Annotated in this window: 17 protein-coding genes; 9 read left to right on the top strand and 8 right to left on the bottom strand. The window is 68.8% G+C overall.

Features of this window, described 5'->3' with window-relative positions:
• The first annotated feature begins 9 nt into the window (after positions 1 to 9).
• Together MRBLWH11_RS20460 and MRBLWH11_RS20455 are read left to right on the top strand one after the other, a co-directional pair.
• Positions 10 to 807, top strand: coding sequence for an amino acid ABC transporter permease (locus tag MRBLWH11_RS20460; RefSeq protein WP_116634446.1), 798 nt, complete (start codon positions 10 to 12; stop codon positions 805 to 807).
• On the top strand, positions 804 to 1,559 hold the full coding sequence (locus MRBLWH11_RS20455; protein ID WP_116634447.1) for an amino acid ABC transporter ATP-binding protein: 756 nt from the start codon (positions 804 to 806) through the stop codon (positions 1,557 to 1,559). The genes MRBLWH11_RS20460 and MRBLWH11_RS20455 overlap by 4 nt, the downstream gene beginning before the upstream one ends.
• 118 nt (positions 1,560 to 1,677) lie before the next feature.
• On the opposite strand, the gene MRBLWH11_RS20450 is transcribed toward MRBLWH11_RS20455, so the two are convergent.
• The 6 genes from MRBLWH11_RS20450 to MRBLWH11_RS20425 form a co-directional block, all read right to left on the bottom strand.
• Positions 1,678 to 1,854, bottom strand: coding sequence for a YegP family protein (locus tag MRBLWH11_RS20450; protein ID WP_116634448.1), 177 nt, complete (start codon positions 1,852 to 1,854; stop codon positions 1,678 to 1,680).
• A gap of 84 nt (positions 1,855 to 1,938) precedes the next feature.
• Positions 1,939 to 3,030, bottom strand: a complete 1,092-nt coding sequence (locus MRBLWH11_RS20445; RefSeq protein WP_341946247.1) for an ABC transporter ATP-binding protein — start codon at positions 3,028 to 3,030, stop codon at positions 1,939 to 1,941.
• On the bottom strand, positions 3,027 to 3,830 hold the full coding sequence (locus MRBLWH11_RS20440; protein WP_243408836.1) for an ABC transporter permease subunit: 804 nt from the start codon (positions 3,828 to 3,830) through the stop codon (positions 3,027 to 3,029). The genes MRBLWH11_RS20445 and MRBLWH11_RS20440 overlap by 4 nt, the downstream gene beginning before the upstream one ends.
• Positions 3,818 to 4,756 carry an ABC transporter permease gene (locus MRBLWH11_RS20435; RefSeq protein ID WP_341946246.1) on the bottom strand — a complete coding sequence of 313 codons (939 nt, stop codon included), beginning with the start codon at positions 4,754 to 4,756 and terminating at the stop codon, positions 3,818 to 3,820. The genes MRBLWH11_RS20440 and MRBLWH11_RS20435 overlap by 13 nt, the downstream gene beginning before the upstream one ends.
• Complete coding sequence (locus MRBLWH11_RS20430) at positions 4,753 to 5,895, bottom strand: ABC transporter substrate-binding protein (RefSeq protein WP_341946245.1); 1,143 nt, start codon at positions 5,893 to 5,895, stop codon at positions 4,753 to 4,755. The genes MRBLWH11_RS20435 and MRBLWH11_RS20430 overlap by 4 nt, the downstream gene beginning before the upstream one ends.
• Positions 5,896 to 6,125: 230 nt before the next feature.
• Positions 6,126 to 6,641 carry a GNAT family N-acetyltransferase gene (locus MRBLWH11_RS20425; RefSeq protein ID WP_341946244.1) on the bottom strand — a complete coding sequence of 172 codons (516 nt, stop codon included), beginning with the start codon at positions 6,639 to 6,641 and terminating at the stop codon, positions 6,126 to 6,128.
• Between the two features lie 25 nt (positions 6,642 to 6,666).
• Between MRBLWH11_RS20425 and MRBLWH11_RS20420 the strand changes: the two genes are divergently transcribed.
• Positions 6,667 to 7,491 carry a TSUP family transporter gene (locus MRBLWH11_RS20420; RefSeq protein WP_116634452.1) on the top strand — a complete coding sequence of 275 codons (825 nt, stop codon included), beginning with the start codon at positions 6,667 to 6,669 and terminating at the stop codon, positions 7,489 to 7,491.
• A 277-nt stretch (positions 7,492 to 7,768) separates the two neighbouring features.
• Here the strand turns inward: MRBLWH11_RS20420 and aspS are convergent, their stop codons facing one another.
• Positions 7,769 to 9,553, bottom strand: a complete 1,785-nt coding sequence (aspS, locus tag MRBLWH11_RS20415; protein WP_341946243.1) for an aspartate--tRNA ligase — start codon at positions 9,551 to 9,553, stop codon at positions 7,769 to 7,771.
• Positions 9,554 to 9,725: 172 nt separating this feature from the next.
• On the opposite strand from aspS, the gene MRBLWH11_RS20410 reads away from it, so the two are divergent.
• From MRBLWH11_RS20410 to ccsB, 6 genes are read left to right on the top strand one after another with little or no spacing between them, the layout of a single operon-like run.
• Positions 9,726 to 10,091, top strand: coding sequence for a DUF5684 domain-containing protein (locus tag MRBLWH11_RS20410; protein ID WP_116634454.1), 366 nt, complete (start codon positions 9,726 to 9,728; stop codon positions 10,089 to 10,091).
• A complete protein-coding gene (locus tag MRBLWH11_RS20405; RefSeq protein WP_116634455.1) occupies positions 10,091 to 10,720 on the top strand; it encodes a histidine phosphatase family protein in 630 nt (209 codons plus the stop codon). The genes MRBLWH11_RS20410 and MRBLWH11_RS20405 overlap by 1 nt, the downstream gene beginning before the upstream one ends.
• 52 nt (positions 10,721 to 10,772) lie before the next feature.
• Entirely contained in the window at positions 10,773 to 11,438 is a 666-nt protein-coding gene (locus MRBLWH11_RS20400; protein WP_341946242.1) for a TlpA disulfide reductase family protein, read from the top strand.
• Between the two features lie 16 nt (positions 11,439 to 11,454).
• Positions 11,455 to 12,261, top strand: coding sequence for a cytochrome c biogenesis CcdA family protein (locus MRBLWH11_RS20395; RefSeq protein ID WP_341946241.1), 807 nt, complete (start codon positions 11,455 to 11,457; stop codon positions 12,259 to 12,261).
• A 28-nt stretch (positions 12,262 to 12,289) separates the two neighbouring features.
• Positions 12,290 to 14,047 carry a cytochrome c biogenesis protein ResB gene (locus MRBLWH11_RS20390; protein WP_341946240.1) on the top strand — a complete coding sequence of 586 codons (1,758 nt, stop codon included), beginning with the start codon at positions 12,290 to 12,292 and terminating at the stop codon, positions 14,045 to 14,047.
• Positions 14,048 to 14,051: 4 nt separating this feature from the next.
• Positions 14,052 to 15,026, top strand: a complete 975-nt coding sequence (gene ccsB / locus MRBLWH11_RS20385; RefSeq protein ID WP_341946239.1) for a c-type cytochrome biogenesis protein CcsB — start codon at positions 14,052 to 14,054, stop codon at positions 15,024 to 15,026.
• Positions 15,027 to 15,127: 101 nt separating this feature from the next.
• On the opposite strand, the gene MRBLWH11_RS20380 is transcribed toward ccsB, so the two are convergent.
• Positions 15,128 to 15,718, bottom strand: coding sequence for a 2'-5' RNA ligase family protein (locus MRBLWH11_RS20380; protein ID WP_341946238.1), 591 nt, complete (start codon positions 15,716 to 15,718; stop codon positions 15,128 to 15,130).
• Between the last annotated feature and the right edge of the window lie 122 nt (positions 15,719 to 15,840).

Raw genomic sequence — 15,840 nt, 5'->3', positions numbered from 1 at the left:
ACCTTGACAATGGCGTTGAGGCGCACCACCAAGAGCAAGCTCTATCGGTACATCGTCTATGTGGTGCTGATCGCCGTCGTCGTCTGGGCGGCGGTCAGCACCGACTGGGCGAAGATCGGTCCGCTGTTCTTCAACCCCGAGGTCGCGGCGAAGATGTTCCCCGGGATCATCACGACCGCGCTCGTCAACACCCTGTGGTTCACCGCGGTGGCGTTCGTCGCCGGGCTCGTGCTCGGCGTGGTCCTGGCGCTCCTGAAGCTCTCGAGCATCGGGCCCTTCCGGTGGATCGCCACCGCCTGGATCGAGCTGTTCCGCGGGCTCCCCGCGATCCTCACGATCTTCGCGGTGGCCTTCATCCTGCCGATCGCCCTCGGGATCTCGGGCCGTGATCTCGGCGGTCCTGTCGTCCTGGGTCTGATCGGTCTGATCCTCGTGGCGTCGGCCTACATGGCGGAGACCATCCGCGCCGGCATCCAGGCGGTTCCGAAGGGCCAGACCGAGGCGGCTCGCTCGCTCGGCATGTCGCCCATGAAGACCACCTTCTGGATCATCGTGCCGCAGGGGTTCCGGATCATCATCCCGCCGCTGACGAACGAGTTCGTGCTGCTGCTGAAGGACACCTCGCTGCTCTTCGTGGCGGGCACCTTCATCTGGTCGAAGGAGCTCACCAACTTCGCCCGCGACGCGGCGACGCAGAACACGAACGCGACGCCGCTGATCATGGCGGCGATCCTGTACCTGATCGTGACGATCCCCCTCACACGCTTCAGTGCGTGGCTGGAACGACGGATGGCGAAGCAGCGATGATCACCGACCTGATTGATGTGCACGCCCCGGCGATCGACCTGCAGGGGCTCGTGAAGAGCTTCGGCGACAACGAGGTGCTCAAGGGCATCGACCTCACGGTCACAGCCGGCGAGGTGGTCTGCGTGATCGGCCCCTCGGGGTCGGGCAAGTCGACGCTGCTGCGCTCCGTGAACCTGCTCGAGGAGCCGACGGGCGGCAAGGTGCTCATCGAGGGGATCGACATCACCGACCCCGACGTCGACATCGACCGCGTGCGCACGCGCATCGGCATGGTGTTCCAGAGCTTCAACCTGTTCCCGCACCTCGATGTCATGGGCAACCTCATGATCGCGCAGCAGCGCGTGAAGAAGCGCTCCAAGACCGAGGCGCAGCAGGTCGCGCTGGCGATGCTCGCCCGCGTCGGGCTGGCGGAGAAGGCTGATGCCTATCCCGGGCACCTCTCGGGAGGTCAGCAGCAGCGCGTGGCGATCGCCAGGGCGCTGTGCATGAACCCCGACATGATGCTGTTCGACGAGCCCACCTCGGCGCTCGACCCGGAGCTCGTCGGCGAGGTGCTGCAGGTCATGCGCTCCCTCGCGGACGAGGGCATGACGATGCTGGTCGTCACGCACGAGATGGGCTTCGCCCGCGAGGTCGGCTCGCGGCTCATCTTCATGGACGGCGGTCACATCGTTGAAGAGGGCGACCCGCGCGAAGTCCTCGGAAACCCGCAGAACCAGCGCACGAAGGACTTCCTGTCCCGCGTGCTCTAGCGCCGGCTCCAGCTCGCTCGTCGCGCGGGAGCAGAGACACGAAACGCCTCACGTTCCGCGGAACGTGAGGCGTTTCGTCTCGTCGCTGCGCTCCTCGCTCAACGACCGAGAAGCGCGCTCAGGCCTCGACGACCTCGGCGTCCGCGGCATTGCGGCGCACCGACTCGATTCCGGCGAGAGCGCTCGACTTCGAGGAGTAGCCCTCGCTGACGGCGACGACCTCGCCGTTGCCGGCCTTCAGACGGAACCGGTATTCGCCGGACTTGTCGGTGTACAGCTCGAACTTGCCTGCCATGGAGGCGTCCTTTCTCTGTCGGGTCGGGGGATCGACCCTTCGCGTTCACGCTATCCCCACCCATATATCGGAGGGAAGAGCCGGTCAGCCGCGCGGATGCACCGCGACGGGCTCGGGCGCGACCGCGATGCGCACGCGGTCGCCGAAGGAGGGATGGATGCCGGGTGCATGCTGCACCCGCACGAGCTCGCCCGACTCGGTCCGCACCAGCGTGCGTCGCATGCTCCCGAGGAAGGTGCTCTCCTCGACGAGCGCGTCGGTCGCGGCATCCGCCTCGGAGGCGAAGTGCACGTTCTCCGGACGGAGGTACACGTCGACCGGACCGTCGGCCGGCGTCTGCAGCGGCAGCGCCTGCCCCCACACCATGACGTGATCTCCGTCGGCGACCCCCGAGACGACGCTGGAGAGCCCGACGAACGCGGCCACGCCCGCCGTCGACGGCGTCGTGTACAGCTGCTCGGGGGAGCCGATCTGCTCGATGCGACCGGAGTTCATCACCGCGATCCGGTCGGAGACGGCCAGGGCCTCCTCCTGGTCGTGCGTCACGAAGACGGTCGTGATGCCGAGGCGCAGCTGGATGCGGCGGATCTCGTCGCGCAGCTGCACGCGCACCTTCGCGTCGAGGGCGGACAGCGGCTCATCGAGCAGCAGCACCTTGGGCTCGGTGACGAGCGCGCGGGCGAGGGCCACGCGCTGCTGCTGACCGCCGGAGAGCTGGTGCGGGAAGCGGTCGGCGAAGTCGGCGAGACCCACGAGGGCGAGGGCGTCGAGCGAGCGCTTCGCGGCATCCGTCTTCCCTGCTCCCCGCCGCCGCAGGCCGAAGGCGGTGTTGTCGACGACGCGCAGGTGCGGGAACAGGGAGTACGACTGGAAGACCATGCCGATGTCGCGCTTGTTCGTCGGCACGCGCGAGACGTCGCCGCCGCCGAGCAGCACGGCTCCCTCGTCGGCGCCCTCGAGCCCGGCGAGCACGCGCAGGAGCGTCGTCTTGCCGCAGCCGGAGGGACCGAGCAGGGAGACGAACTCACCGGGCGCGATGTCGAGGTCGACGCCGTGCAGCACCCTCGTGCCGGCGTAGCTCTTCACGATGCCCTTCAGCTCGACGCGGGTGCCCTCCCCGGCTTCGGCGAGCAGCACGTTGTCCTTCGTTCGGGGGAGCGCGTGGTCGACGGTCATGAGCGGGCCTTTCCGGTGCCGCGGGCGACGCGGCCGATGACGAGGAGCAGGACGAAGACGAAGACCAGGGCCAGCAGGGTGAAGATCGCGGGTGCGTAGGGGTCCTGCTTCTGGACGACCACCATCGCGGTCTGGAAGACCTGGCGGTTCAGGAGAGAGGCGATCGTGAACTCGCCGAGCACGACGGCGATCGAGATCAGGGATGCGGCGAGCAGGCCCTGACGGATGTTCGGAGCGAGCACCTTCAGCACGACGGTCGGCCAGCTCGCCCCGAGGGAGCGGGCGGCCTCGGCGAGGGTCTTGAGATCTGCGGCGTCGATCGAGGCCTGGATGGAGCGGAACGCGAACGGCAGCACCGTGATGCCGTACGCGAACGCGAGCGTCCAGGTCCCGGTGCCGAGGGAGCGGCCGATCTGCAGGTAGATCGGCGCGAGGCCGACGACGAGCACGATCGCGGGGATCGAGATCGGCAGCAGCACCGCGAACTCGAACGCCGGCTTGAGCTGGGGGAAGCGCAGGTTCACCAGGATCATCGTCGGTGCCAGCAGGAAGAGCACGATCGCGACCGTGACGACGGCGAGGATGAGCGAGTTGCCGAGTCCGATCCAGATCGGCTTGATGGCGGCGGATGCGGCGGGGTCGAACAGCGCCGTCCAGTGGATGAGGGACATCCCGCCGGACGGATCGCGCAGGGTGAAGAGCAGCGTCGACACCAGCGGGATCGCGAAGAAGGCGCCGACCAGGATGCCGATGACCCAGCGGGTCGCGAGCGAGGGGCCGAGGCGGTTCACGACTGCCACCGCGCGGCTCGACGCTGGATGAGCGAGTACAGGGCCATCACGACTCCGACGATGACGATCATGCCGAGGGCGAGCGCCCCGGCGAGGTTCTCCCGGCCGAGCACGGTCTCACTCGTGAGGGCGGTGCGGATCTGCAGCGGCACGATCTGCGAGCCCTGGCTGGCGAGTGCGGCCGCGGTCGCATAGGACGAGAACGCGTTCGCGAACAGCAGCAGCAGGCTGGCGAGGAACGAGGGGGCGAGCACAGGGATGCCGATGCGCAGCCAGAAGCTCGCGCGGGTGCCGCCGAGCGTGAGGTTCGCCTCGGACCACTGCGGCTTGAGCGCGGCGAGTGCGGGCATGAACGTGATCACCATCAGCGGGATCTGGAAGTAGATGTAGGGCAGGATCAGGCCGGGAAGCTCGTACAGCCAGGTGCCGTTCGCGTAGATGTCGATGCCGAAGGAGTCCTGGAGGAAGAGCTTGAGGACGCCCTGGATGCCGATCGTCGCGATGAACGCGAACGCCAGCATGACACCGCCGAACTGCGCGAGCACGCCGGCCGCGGCATCCACCATCGACCGGATGGCCCCCTCGGGGTTCATGCCGAGCAGCGCGTAGCAGACGAGGGCGCCGACGAGCGCCCCGACGACGGCGGTGAGCAGCGACAGGCCGGCGGAGTTGGCGAACGTGGTCAGCACGACCGGATCACCGAGCGCCGACACGTTGGTCCATGTGAAGGCGCCGCTCTCGGTGAAGAAGCCGGAGCCGATCGCGAGGGCTGTCGGGACCGCCAGGAAGAGGACGACGTAGGCGGCGAAGGGCACGAGGCCCAGCCAGGCCCACGAGGGCGCGGACCGCCGGGCCCTCGCGTCATGCGAGGTCCCGGCGGCGGTGACGGGGGCGGATGCCGCGGCATCCGCCCCCGTTCGGGTGAGGGTCGTCACTGGACGGCCGCGGCCCACTTCTCGCCGAGCAGGGTACCGGCGTTCGTGGACTGCTCCTCGGTCGGCACGACGGTCTCGGCCGGAACCTCGGGAAGGGCCGCGGCCAGGTCGGCGTCGATCGTGCCCGCCTCGGTCATGGCCTCCATGCGGGCCGGACGTGCGCCGCCCTTGAGCCACAGGTTCTGGACCTCGTCGCTGTAGAGGAACTCCTGCCACAGGCGCGCGGCGGCCGGGTTCGGGGCATCCTTGTTGATCGCCTGGTTGTAGTAGCCCGCGTAGCCGGTGCCGTCGAGCACGACGACCTTCCAGTTCTCGTTGTCGGCCACGTGCGACGCGTTCAGGTAGTCCCAGTCGAAGACGACGGGGGTCTCGCCGCTCGTGACGGTCGCGGTCGTGACGTCGACCTTGAGCAGGTTGCCGGCCTTCTGCAGCTCCGAGAAGAAGTCGATGCCGGGCTGGAAGTCGTCGAGCGTGCCGTCGGACTGGACCGTTGCGAGGCCCACCGCGGCGAACGCCGCACCGGCCTGGGTCGGGTCGCCGTTGATCGCGACCGCGCCCTTGTAGTCGGCGCTCTTCAGGTCGTCGAGCGACTCGGGGGCATCGAACTTCGAGGAGTCGTAGCCGATCGACATGTATCCGCCGTAGTCGCCGACGAACAGGCCGGTCGGCTCCTTGAGGGCGTCGGGGATGTCGTCCCAGGTCTCGACCTTGTACGGCGCGAAGACGTCGGTGTTCTGCAGGGCGACGGTCAGACCGAGGTCGAACACGTCGGGGGCGGTGTCGAGGCCCTGGTTGGTCTCGGCGGCCTGGATCTCCTCGGCGCTGGAGACGTCGGGCGACGCCTCGTTGATCGTGATCTCCGGGTACTTCTCGGCGAACAGATCGAGGATCTCGCCGTAGTTCGCCCAGTCGCGGGGGAGTGCGATGACGTTGAGCTGGCCTTCCGCCTTCGCTGCAGCCTCGAGGTCGGCGAACGTGCCGAAGTCGGCGACCGACGTCGCGGATGCCGCATCGACGGCGGAGTCGCCGCCACCGGCGGAGGCGTCAGCGGCGCCGGAGCACGCGGTGAGCGCGAGTACGGCCGTGGTGGCCAGGGCGATGCCGGCGCCGATGCGCGCGCGGCGGATGTTGCGAGCCATGTGATTCCTCTCGGGTGACCGGCGAAGGCCGGTTCGGGGTTGCGAGAGGACACTATGAGGGCGAGGTTGCCGATTGTGCCGGCGAGGGTGAACGTCAGGTGACCGGGTCGTGGCGAGAACGCGCTCGCGAGCGCCTGCGGAGGAGAAGTGCGCTACGGGAGGACGAATCCGGACGATTCATCCTTCGGAAGCGCGCTACTCCTGCGCTGCGGAGCGGATGCCGGTGGCGTTCAGCCCTGCGGGACCGCGTACTTGAAGCCCTTGTGCGAGCCGACGTACCCGAGGTGCTCGTAGAAGCGGTGCGCGTCGATGCGGCTCGCGTCCGAGGTGAGCTGGACCATGGCGGCGCCGAGGGCCGGTGCAGCGTCGTCGGAGACCCAGCGCATCAGTGCGGAGCCGATGCCGGAAGAGCGCAGGTCGCTGCGCACCCGTACGGCCTCGACGAGAAGCCGACGGGCGCCCCGTCGCGACATGCCGGGGATCGAGGTGAGCTGCAGGGTTCCGACGATGGCGCCGTCGAGTTCGACGACGAGCAGATCGTTCGAGGCGTCGGCGAGGATCTCGACGAGTCCGGCGGTGTACGCGGGGCGATCGTCGTCGGATGCCACGTCACCGCGGGCAGCGCTGATCGCGTCGTCGGCGAGCAGGGCGATGACGGCATCCGCGTCGTCGATCGTCGCCCGACGCAGGACGGCGGCGCCGGCGCGGGAGTCGATCGGATGCGGCAGGGCGAGGGCATCGAGCATGCGTCCAGTCTGACATCCTGAGGGGATGGACATCGGCGCACTCCTCGGGCTCGAGCAGCTCACCTGGGGGATGCTGATCCTCGTCATCGTGGCGGCTTTCGCAGCCGGTTGGATCGACGCGGTCGTCGGCGGGGGAGGTCTGCTCCAGCTTCCTGCCCTCCTGCTGATCCCCGGGATGGCGCCCATCCAGGCCCTCGCGACGAACAAGCTCGCCTCGGTCTTCGGCACGGCGACCAGCAGTGTCACGTACTACCGGCGCGCGAAACCCGACATCCGCACGGCCCTGCCCATGGCGGGGATCGCGCTCGCCGGGTCCTTCGGCGGGGCGGCGGTGGCGACGATCCTGCCGCCCGCCGCCTTCAAGCCCATCATCGTGGTCGCGCTGCTGGCCGTCGCGCTCTTCACCGCGTTCCGACCGCAGATGGGGGCGGCGACGAAGCTGCGGTTCCACGGGCATAAGCACCACGTCATGGCCGGTCTCGCGGGTCTCGCGATCGGCTTCTACGACGGGATGATCGGCCCGGGAACCGGCACCTTCCTCGTCATCACCCTGGTGGCGCTGCTCGGCTACGACTTCCTGCAGGCGAGCGCCAAGGCCAAGATCGTGAACTTCGCGACGAACGCGGGTGCCCTGCTGCTGTTCATCCCGAACGGATCGGTGCTGTGGCTGCTCGGCGGCATCCTCGCGGTGGCGAACGTCGGCGGCAGCTACCTCGGGTCGCGGATGGCGATCTCGCGCGGCACGACGTTCATCCGCGTCGTGTTCCTCGTCGTGGTGATCGGGCTCATCGGCAAGCTCGGCGTCGACGTCTGGAACGAGAACATCGCGCCGGCGCTGGCCGCGGCCTGACCATCACCCCGAGTGCTGAGCCCGCCCTCTGGGTTGCTGAGACCACCCTCTGGGTTGCTGAGCCTGCCTTCTGGGTTGCTGAGCGTGCCTTCTGGGTTGCTGAGCCTGTCGAAGCACCAGCGACGGGGCCCTTCGACAGGCTCAGGGACCCAGGGCTCGGGGGCCCAGGCGCTTCGACAGACTCAGGGGCCCAAGCGGCGGCAGGCTCGACGACCGGAGGAGCCCGGTCGTCGAGCGATCGAAGCGAGACGCAACGCCGCGAGACGAGACGCGCGGATCAGGCCGCGTCGTCGTCCTCGGGCTCGAAGTCGACCCCGGCCTCGGCGCGCTGCGCCGGCGTGATCGGCGCAGGTGCGGCGGTCAGCGGGTCGAAGCCGTTGCCGGACTTCGGGAACGCGATGACCTCGCGGATCGACTCGGTCTTCGACAGGTGCTGCAGCACGCGGTCCATGCCGAGCGCGATGCCGCCGTGCGGCGGAGCGCCGAACTTGAACGCGTCGAGGAGGAACCCGAACTGCTCGTCGGCCTGCTCGTCGCTGATCCCCATGACCTCGAACACGCGCTTCTGCACGTCTTCGCGGTGGATGCGGATCGAGCCGCCGCCGAGCTCGGAGCCGTTGCACACGATGTCGTACGCGTAGGCGAGGGCCGAGCCGGGGTCGGTGTCGAACGTGTCGGCGAACTCCGGCTTCGGGCCGGTGAACGCGTGGTGCACGGCGGTCCAGGCGCCGGCGCCGACGGCGACGTCGCCCGAGGCCACGGCATCCGCCGCAGGCTCGAACATCGGGGCGTCGACGACCCAGGTGAACGCGAACTCGTCCGGGTTCAGGTAGCCGAGGCGGCGGCCGATCTCGACGCGCGCGGCGCCGAGGAGCGCACGGCTCTCCTTGGTGGAACCCGCGGCGAAGAAGACGCAGTCGCCCGGCTCGGCGCCGACGAAGGCCGCGAGGCCCGCCTGCTCCGCCTCGGACAGGTTCTTCGCGGCAGGGCCGCCGAGCGAGCCGTCGTCGTTGAAGAGCACATAGGCGAGACCGCGGGCACCGCGCTGCTTGGCCCAGTCCTGCCACGCGTCGAGCTGCTTGCGCGGCTGGCTCGCGCCGCCGGGCATCCGCACGGCGCCGACGTACTCGGCCTGGAAGACGCGGAACGGCGTCTCGGCGAAGTACTCGGTCGCCTCGACGAGCTCGAGTCCGAAGCGCAGGTCGGGCTTGTCGGAGCCGTACTTCGCCATCGCGTCGGCGTAGGTCAGGCGCGGCAGCGGGGTCGCGACCTCGACGCCGATCGTCTTCCACATCGCGACGACGAGCGACTCCATCAGCGCGATGACGTCTTCCTGGTCGACGAAGCTCATCTCGATGTCGAGCTGCGTGAACTCCGGCTGGCGGTCGGCGCGGAAGTCCTCATCGCGGTAGCAGCGCGCGATCTGGAAGTACTTCTCGACGCCGCCGACCATCAGCAGCTGCTTGAACAGCTGCGGGGACTGCGGCAGCGCGTACCAGCTGCCGGGGCTGAGGCGCGCGGGCACGAGGAAGTCGCGGGCGCCCTCGGGCGTGGAGCGAGTGAGCGTCGGCGTCTCGACCTCGGTGAAGTCCTCGGCGTGCAGCACGTCGCGGATCGCCTTGTAGACGTTCGAGCGCAGGCGCAGGTTCGACGCCTGAGCCGGACGACGAAGGTCGAGGTAGCGGTACTTGAGGCGTGCCTCCTCGCCGACGGTCTCGGTGTCGGCGACAGCCGTCGACACCTGGAACGGCAGCGGAGCGGACTCGTTGAGCACCTCGACGTCGCTCGCGATGAGCTCGATCTCGCCGGTCGGCAGGTTGGGGTTCGCGTTGCCCTCGGGGCGCTGCGAGACCTCGCCGGTCACCTTCAGCACGAACTCGTTGCGCAGCGGGTGGGCGATCTCCTCGTCGCGGATGACGACCTGGGCGATGCCCGACGCATCCCGAAGATCGATGAAGGCGACTCCTCCGTGATCACGACGGCGATCGACCCAACCCGTGAGGGTGACGGTCTGACCGATGTGCTCGGCTCGCAGAGAGCCTGCCGAGTGGGTGCGAAGCACGGAGGATTCCTTCTGATCTGGGAAATGGCGAACCCGCCCAGTCTACGGGCGCGGGAACCCGGAACGATGCGGGGTCGGCCACGACGCCACGACGCGACGAGGGCAGTCGCTAGACTCACGCCGAAGCCACGACGGTACGAGGGGCCGGCGGGCGAACAACGAAGGAGAACCCATGGATTCCAACATGCTGAGCGAGCAGGTCTTCAGCACGAGCTCGGTCGTCATCTCGGTGATCTACTACCTGATCTACGCGATCACGATGTGGAAGGTCTTCTCCAAGGCCGGATACCCGGGAATCCTCGCGCTGATCCCGATCGTCAACTGGGTGTTCCTGGTCAAGATCGCCGGCATGTCGGGCTGGGCGGCGCTGCTCTACCTCATCCCGATCGTGAACGTCATCTTCGCGATCGTCGTCGCCATCAAGGAGGGCAAGAACTTCGGCAAGGGCGGGGTCTTCTCCTTCTTCCTGCTCTGGCTGTTCCCCTTCATCGGCCACCTGATCATCGGCTTCGGCTCGGCCCAGTACAACAAGGTCTGATGTCGCGAGAGCGCCTGCATCTCGTCAGACACGGTGAGGTGCACAATCCTCATCGTGTGCTCTACGGGCGACTCCCGGACTATCACCTGAGTGAAGCCGGCCGGCGCATGGCGAGGGCGGCGGCGGACCACGTCGCCTCCCTCGACCGCCCGATCGCCGCGCTCTACTCCTCGCCGCTGGAACGCGCGCAGGAGTCGGCCGAGCCGTTCGCCGAGCGCTTCGACCTGGTGCCGGAGATCGACGTGCGCGTGATCGAGCCGACCAACGTGTTCGAGGGAACCCAGATGCGGCGATCCCTGATGAACCCGCTCAACTGGTGGCACCTGCGTCAGCCGGCGCTGCCGAGCTGGGGCGAGCCGTACGCGTCGATCGCCGAGCGGATGCTGGGCATCATGGACGAGGCGTGGGATGCCGCCGACGGCGGCGACGTGGTCATGGTCTCGCACCAGGCGCCGATCTGGATCACCCACCTTCGGGTGGCGGGTCTTCCGCTCCGCCACGATCCGCGCACACGGCGCTGTGCGCTGTCGAGCGTCACCTCGTTCGAGAGGGTCGGCGATGTCTGGCGCGAGGTCGCCTACGCGGAGCCCGCAGCGACCGACGGCGCGGTCGACGTCGGGGCGGTCTGACCGGCAGCCTCGTCCACCCCATGCATAGGAACCCGCACGTAAACTGGGAATCGTGCCACAGACCAGCTGGGTCCCTGAGCCTGTCGAAGGGCCGATCCGCAGCGGCCGCCCCTCCCGCACCCGCCTCCCGCGGCGTGCGCTCGGAGTCGCGCTCGCCGCGCTCTTCGCCGTCGGCTTGAGCGCGTGCGCCCCGGATCCGGTGAGCGAGTCGTTCCTGAGCGGTGACAACACCGGCTACGTTGCCGCCGACGGCGCGATCGTCGAGATCCCCGAGGCCGAGCGTGGTGAGCCGGTGGACTTCGGCGGAGTCACCGAGACCGGGGAGAAGCTCGACAGCGCCGACCTCGCCGGGCAGGTCACGGTCGTCAACTTCTGGTACGCCGGGTGCGCACCGTGCCGTGTGGAGGCCGCCGCTCTGGAGAGCGTCTGGCAGGAGTACGAGGGAGACGGCGTCTCGTTCGTCGGCATCAACACCCGCGACCAGGCCGACACGGCGGTCGCGTTCGCCGAGGAGTACGGCATCACGTACCCGAGCCTGATCGACGTCGACACGGCCGAGGCCAAGCTCGCCTTCGCCGAGGTCACCCCGATCGCCGCCACCCCGACGACGCTGGTCCTCGACAAGCAGGGCCGTGTCGCCGCTCGCATCATCGGGCCGATCGACGGCACCTCGATCCTCTCCACGCTCGTGGGGGACGCGCTCGCGGAGTCCTCGTGACCGCCACGGGAGCGCTGTGAACACCGAGACGATCATCGGATCCGGCGCCCTCTGGCTCGCTATCCCTGTCGCCATGCTGGCCGGGCTCGTGTCGTTCCTGTCCCCGTGCGTGCTGCCGCTCGTGCCCGGGTACCTCGGATTCCTCGGGGGTGCGGTCGCGCCTCGGTCGGTTTCGTCGGATGGCGCCCTTCGACAGGCTCAGGGACCCAGCGGTGCGACCGACGCGACGGCCACGGCCACGGCCACGCGGGGGCGGCTCGTGCTCGGGGTGCTGCTGTTCATCCTCGGGTTCAGCATCGTCTTCATCCTCTACACGGTGCTCGGCGGCACGGCGGGCGTCTTCCTGCTGCAGTGGGGCGATCTGATCACCCGCATCCTCGGTGTGGTCATCATCGCGATGGGCCTGGTGTTCCTCGGGCTGTTCGGATTCGCGCAGCGCGAGTTCCGGTTCCACGTCGACTCGAAGTACGGCGTCGTCGGAGCCCCGCTCCTCGGCATCGCGCTCGGCATCGGCTGGGCGCCCTGCATGGGGCCGACGCTGGCCGCGATCGTCGCGCTGTCGTTCAACGCCGGTGACCCCGTGCGCGCGGGCTTCCTCGGACTCGCCTACTCGCTCGGCCTCGGCATCCCGTTCCTGCTGGTCGCTCTCGGATTCGGCTGGGCCACCAAGGCGATCGGCTTCCTGCGCCGCCACATCCGCGTCGTGAACATCATCGGGGGCGTGCTGCTCGTCGTCCTCGGCATCCTGATGGTGACCGGACTCTGGACCGACATCATGTCCCGGCTGACGGCGGTGATCGGCAGTGTCATCCTCCCGCTCTGAGACCGACGCCACGAAGAACAAGGATGCTGTGAACAGCGACATCAGCGACCCCCTGCGCCCGTCCGACCATGTCGACGGCGACGACTCGATCTCGCAGCCGCGCCTCGGCCTCGTCGGCTGGCTCCGGTGGGGGTGGCGACAGCTCACCTCGATGCGCACCGCGCTCATCCTGCTGCTCGTGCTCGCGATCGCCGCGATCCCCGGCTCGATCTTCCCGCAGCGGATGGCCGACCCGAACGGCGTCACGCAGTGGCAGCGCGACAACCCCGACCTCTTCCCGGTGCTCGACGCCCTGAAGCTGTTCGACGTCTACCTGTCGCCGTGGTTCTCGGCCATCTACCTGCTGCTGTTCGCCTCGCTGGTCGGCTGCGTCATCCCGCGCATCAAGCACCACGCGAAGGCGCTGCGCGCGCGTCCGCCGCGCACACCCGCCCGTCTGCAGCGTCTCGAGGACTACCGGTCGGTGGTGCGGGACCCTTCGACAAGCTCAGGGACGGATGCCGAGGCCGAGGCCGCGGCATCCGCCTCCGTCGACGTCGCGACCACGCAGCTCAAGGCACTCGGATACCGCGTCGAGCGCTATGACCGCGGACGGACCTTCTCGGTCTCGGCCGAACGCGGCTACTGGCGCGAGACGGGCAACCTGCTCTTCCACCTGGCGCTCGTCGGCGTGCTCGTCACGGTCGGCATCGGCGGCGGCTTCTCGTACACCGGCCAGCGCGTGCTGGTCGAGGGCGAGACCTTCGCGAACACGCTGGTCGACTACGACTCGATGAACCGCGGGCGCTTCGTCGGCGACGATGCGCTGGCGCCCTACTCGATGCGCCTCGACTCGTTCGATGTGTCGTACCAGCCGTTCGGCGAGCCCGGATCCGGGCAGGCCGGGGACTTCTCCGCGAACATGACCGTGCAGGAGAAGGGCGAGGAGCGCACCGGCGCGGTCAAGGTCAACGAGCCCCTCGCGGTCGCCGACGACGACGTCTTCCTGCTCGGCAACGGGTACGCCCCGACCGTCACGGTGCGCGACCCCGACGGCGACGTCGTCTTCACCAACAGCACGCCGTTCCTCCCGCAGGACAACAACATGACGTCGCTCGGCGTCCTCAAGATCCCCGACGGACTCGCCGAGCAGGTCGGCCTGGTCGGTTTCTTCTACCCGACCACCAGCATCCTCGAGAGCGGCGCGTTCTTCTCGGCCTACGGCGACCTCATCAACCCGACGCTCACCCTCGACGTCTACACCGGCGACCTGGGCATCAACGACGGCGTCCCCCGCTCGGTCTACGTGCTCGACACCACCGGCATGACGAAGCTGACCGGACGCACCACCGACGTCGAGTCGATCGAGCTCACGCCGGGGGAGACCGCCCAGCTGCCGAACGGCCTCGGCAGCGTGACGTTCGACGACGAGTCCCCCGCGGGGGCGACCGACGCCTCGGAGTCCGTCAAGCGGTTCGCGTCGCTGCAGATCCACCGCGACGACTCCGGCCCCTGGGTGCTCGGCTTCGCGCTGCTCGCCCTCGCGGGCCTCATGATCGCGCTGTTCGTCCCCCGACGCCGCGTCTGGGTCAAGGCGACCGCCGACGGTGGCGCCGTGACCATCGAGTACGCCGCGCTCGCCCGCGGTGAGGACCCGACCCTCGCCGCTGCCGTCGACGACCTCGTCGCCGGGCACGCGCGTCTGCTCGATGCAGCGGGGGGCACCACCGCCCGCGAACCCCAGGCCGACGCCGATCCGTCCACGGCGCAGCAGGCCCCGGCATCCGATTCCCCGAAAGTAGACTGACACCATGCTCGAGCTCAACGAGATCTCGCCGATCCTGCTGTGGACGGCGATCGCGATCTATGCGGCGGCCTTCGTGGCCTACGCCTTCGATCTCGCGCGCCGCTCCGAGGTGTCTGCGGATGCGCAGACCGTGCGCGAGTCCGCCCTCGTCGGCGCAGGGGGAGGCGCCGTCAAGGCCTCCGGTACGGCATCCGTCACCGACGCGAAGCCGCAGCGGTTCGTGATGGCGCGGATCGGCACCTCGCTCACCGTGCTCGCGTTCCTCTTCCATCTCGGGGCGACGCTGACCCGCGGCATCGCGGCCGGTCGCGTGCCGTGGGCGAACCTCTACGAGTTCGCGATGATCGGCACGCTGCTCATCGTGGCTGTCTTCCTCGTGGTGCTCACCCGCATCGATCTGCGCTTCCTCGGCACGTTCATCACGGGTCTCGTCGTCGTGCTCCTCGGGCTCGCGGCGACGAACTTCTACGTCGAGGTCTCGCCGCTGATGGACCCGCTGAAGAGCGTGTGGCTCATCATCCACGTCTTCGTGGCGTCGCTCGCGACCGCCTTCTTCGCGCTCGCCTTCGCGCTCTCGGTCATCCAGCTCATGCAGTCGCGACGCGAGCGCCTCATCTCCGAGGACGCGCAGAAGACGGGCCCCGGCTTCCTCCGCACGTTCCCCTCCGCCGAGCGGCTCGAGAGCATGGCGTACCGGTTCACGATCATCGGGTTCATCCTCTGGACCTTCACGCTCATCGCCGGATCCATCTGGGCGTACTACGCGTGGAGCCGCTTCTGGGGCTTCGACGTGAAGGAGACCTGGACCTTCGTGATCTGGGTCATCTACGCCGGCTACATCCACGCGCGGGCGACCCGTGGCTGGCGGGGCAACCCCTCGGCATGGCTCGCCATCGTCGGCTTCTCGGCCGTGATCTTCAACTTCACGATCGTCAACGTCTTCTTCAAGGGCCTGCACGCGTACTCCGGCCTCAGCTGAGTCCGGCTCGCTCTCGGAGAACGGAGAGCGGATGCCGTCGCCTCGGCGTGTCGAGCGGGGACGCGCCGAGTGCTCCGCGAAGGGTCTGGGGTTCCCAGGCTTCAGCCGCCGAGGGGGATGAGCTCCGCGTGCTCGGCGCCGTCCTGGTACCAGACCAGTTCCGCCTCGGCGATCGTCTCGGTGGGTGTGCGTCCGAGCTCGCTCACCGACGTCTGACGGAACTCCTCCCACACCGCAGGCTCGAGTGACCTGCCGTAGACGACGGAGAGATGGAACGTCCAGTCGTCGACGCTGAGCTCGTCGAGCCGTCGGAAGTCGGTGCCCGCCAGGGCCGCGGAGAGGCTCGCATAGGCCGCGACGAGGGAGGGTGTGCGTGCGAGACGCACGATCAGAACCTGCCACGGTGCGGGGAACGCGTCGATCGCCTCGGCCGTGACCTCGATCGGGGGCTGGTCCGCCGCCCACCGGCGGATCAGCGCGCCGAGCTCCGCCCGACGGTCCGGCTCGAAGAACGCGCGCAGCGTCGCATGCTCGGTGTGCGGATGCCGGATCTCACCGCCGAAACGCGCGAGCGCGGCATCCTGCACCTCTCGGAAGAGGGAGGCGACGCCGAGCGTCGGACGCAGCACGAGGTACTGCTGACCCTCCAGTGAGGCGAGCTGGTCGGGCGTGTCCATGAACGGTCGGCGCATGACGCGAGCGTACGCCGAACACGTGCGATCCCGGGCACGGCTTCGGAGCTGCGGCCCGACTCGCCGTGTTCGAGGGGCGATTCTCGGCGAGTCGAGGCCGATCTCCGAAGTCGTGCGGTGGG

Source organism: Microbacterium sp. LWH11-1.2 (genome assembly GCF_038397745.1).
In the GTDB taxonomy this organism is placed as follows: Bacteria; Actinomycetota; Actinomycetes; order Actinomycetales; family Microbacteriaceae; genus Microbacterium.
The sequence above is the reverse complement of the archived record's forward strand: the minus strand, read 5'-3'. Positions and strand labels throughout refer to the sequence as shown.

What these genes read in the sequence shown, in the direction of transcription:
- MRBLWH11_RS20460 (WP_116634446.1), top strand. Translation starts at nt 10, where the DNA reads ATGGCGTTGAGGCGCACCACCAAGAGCAAGCTCTATCGGTACATCGTC.
- MRBLWH11_RS20455 (WP_116634447.1), top strand. Translation starts at nt 804, where the DNA reads ATGATCACCGACCTGATTGATGTGCACGCCCCGGCGATCGACCTGCAG.
- MRBLWH11_RS20450 (WP_116634448.1), bottom strand. Translation starts at nt 1,854, where the DNA reads ATGGCAGGCAAGTTCGAGCTGTACACCGACAAGTCCGGCGAATACCGG.
- MRBLWH11_RS20445 (WP_341946247.1), bottom strand. Translation starts at nt 3,030, where the DNA reads ATGACCGTCGACCACGCGCTCCCCCGAACGAAGGACAACGTGCTGCTC.
- MRBLWH11_RS20430 (WP_341946245.1), bottom strand. Translation starts at nt 5,895, where the DNA reads ATGGCTCGCAACATCCGCCGCGCGCGCATCGGCGCCGGCATCGCCCTG.
- MRBLWH11_RS20425 (WP_341946244.1), bottom strand. Translation starts at nt 6,641, where the DNA reads ATGCTCGATGCCCTCGCCCTGCCGCATCCGATCGACTCCCGCGCCGGC.
- MRBLWH11_RS20420 (WP_116634452.1), top strand. Translation starts at nt 6,667, where the DNA reads ATGGACATCGGCGCACTCCTCGGGCTCGAGCAGCTCACCTGGGGGATG.
- MRBLWH11_RS20410 (WP_116634454.1), top strand. Translation starts at nt 9,726, where the DNA reads ATGGATTCCAACATGCTGAGCGAGCAGGTCTTCAGCACGAGCTCGGTC.
- MRBLWH11_RS20405 (WP_116634455.1), top strand. Translation starts at nt 10,091, where the DNA reads ATGTCGCGAGAGCGCCTGCATCTCGTCAGACACGGTGAGGTGCACAAT.
- ccsB (WP_341946239.1), top strand. Translation starts at nt 14,052, where the DNA reads ATGCTCGAGCTCAACGAGATCTCGCCGATCCTGCTGTGGACGGCGATC.
- MRBLWH11_RS20380 (WP_341946238.1), bottom strand. Translation starts at nt 15,718, where the DNA reads ATGCGCCGACCGTTCATGGACACGCCCGACCAGCTCGCCTCACTGGAG.